The organism is Burkholderia sp. LMG 13014 (assembly GCF_905232215.1).
Lineage (GTDB): Bacteria > Pseudomonadota > Gammaproteobacteria > Burkholderiales > Burkholderiaceae > Burkholderia.
This window is the reverse complement of record NZ_CAJNKE010000972.1, coordinates 1-1,436: the sequence shown is the minus strand read 5'-3', so window position 1 is coordinate 1,436 and position 1,436 is coordinate 1. Positions and strand designations below refer to the sequence as shown.

The 1,436-nt window shown below is 67.3% G+C and carries 2 protein-coding genes; both read right to left on the bottom strand.

Annotation, left to right across the window (positions count from 1 at the left end; all coding sequences use genetic code 11):
• Positions 1-892, bottom strand: an 892-nt coding sequence (gene dapA / locus JYJ84_RS36635; RefSeq protein WP_205190297.1) for a 4-hydroxy-tetrahydrodipicolinate synthase, incomplete at its 3' end; no start/stop codon positions are given.
• Between the two features lie 48 nt (positions 893-940).
• Positions 941-1,436 (bottom strand): bifunctional 2-polyprenyl-6-hydroxyphenol methylase/3-demethylubiquinol 3-O-methyltransferase UbiG (locus JYJ84_RS36630; protein WP_205190296.1); only part of this gene is annotated, 496 nt, incomplete at its 5' end.

The following is a 1,436-nucleotide window of genomic DNA, read 5'->3' as shown; positions in this document are numbered from 1 at the left end:
CGGCCTCGACGAGGGCCGAACGCACGGCATCGTGGCAGCGCTCGTCGAGCGGCGTGAGCGGCAGCCGGATACCGCCCTGCATCTTGCCCATCGCCTGCAGCGCCCACTTCACCGGAATCGGGTTCGCCTCGATGAACAGGTTCTTGTGCAGCGACAGCAGCTTCATGTGCAGCGCGCGGGCCGTCTGGACGTCGCCGGCCAGCGCCGCGCGGCACAGGTCGCTCATCGCACGCGGGGCGACGTTCGCCGTCACCGAGATGTTGCCGTGGCCGCCGAGCAGCATCAGCGCGATCGCGGTCGGATCGTCACCGCTATAGATCGCGAAATGCTTCGGCGCGGCCTTGATCAGGTGCGCGGCGCGATCGATGTTGCCGGTCGCTTCCTTCACGCCGATGATCCCCGGCACTTCCGCGAGGCGCAGCGTCGTCTCGTTCGCCATGTCCGCGACCGTGCGGCCCGGAACGTTGTACAGGATCACCGGCAGGTCGACCGATTCGGCGATCGTCTTGAAGTGACGATACATGCCTTCCTGCGTCGGCTTGTTGTAGTACGGCACGACCTGCAGCGTCGCGTCCGCACCGACAGCCTTCGCGTGCTTCGTCAGCTCGATCGCCTCGGCGGTCGAGTTGCCGCCGGCGCCCGCGATGATCGGGATGCGTTTCGCCGCATGCTCGACCGCCGTGCGGATCATCAGGATGTGCTCTTCGACGTTGAGCGTTGCCGACTCGCCGCTCGTACCGACCACGACGAGCGCATCGGTGCCTTCCGCGATATGCCAGTCGATCAGTTTGCGAAACGCCGGCAGGTCGAGACTGCCGTCTTCGAGCATCGGGGTGACGATCGCGGGGATGCTGCCGCGGATTTGAATGCCGTCTTGGGTGCCGTTAGCCATGAAACGCGATTGAGAGTATGTACCGGTAAACGTTGAGATTGTAGCGGATTAGCCGGGCAGTTCGTAACGTGGAATTCCCGCCCCCGCCTTCGGGGTCGCGCCCTCGCGCACTGCGCAGAGACGCTGGACGAACGCCTCGCGCGGCGCGGCGACGAACCCGTCCTCGTACGCGACCACCCGCAGGCGGCCGTGCACGGCGTCCAGCAGCTCGCCCGGGGCGAGCAGGAACGCGGGGTTGGACGGTTTCCCGACCGTTTCGTTTCCTTGCGCGAAGGTTTCGTAGATGAGCACGCCGCCCGGCGCCACCGCATCGAGCAGATGGGGCCAGAGCGGACGATGCAGGTAATTCGTGACGATCACGGCCGAGAACCGCTCGCCGGCCGGCAACGGCCACGGCGCGCCTTCGAGATCGGCGTCGCGGGCGTCGACGCCCGGAATCGCACGCAGCGCGGCCAGTGCGTCCGGATTGCGGTCGAGTGCGACGACCGGATGCCCGTGCGACGCGAACCAGCGCGCATGGCGGCCGCCGCCCGCAGCGACATCC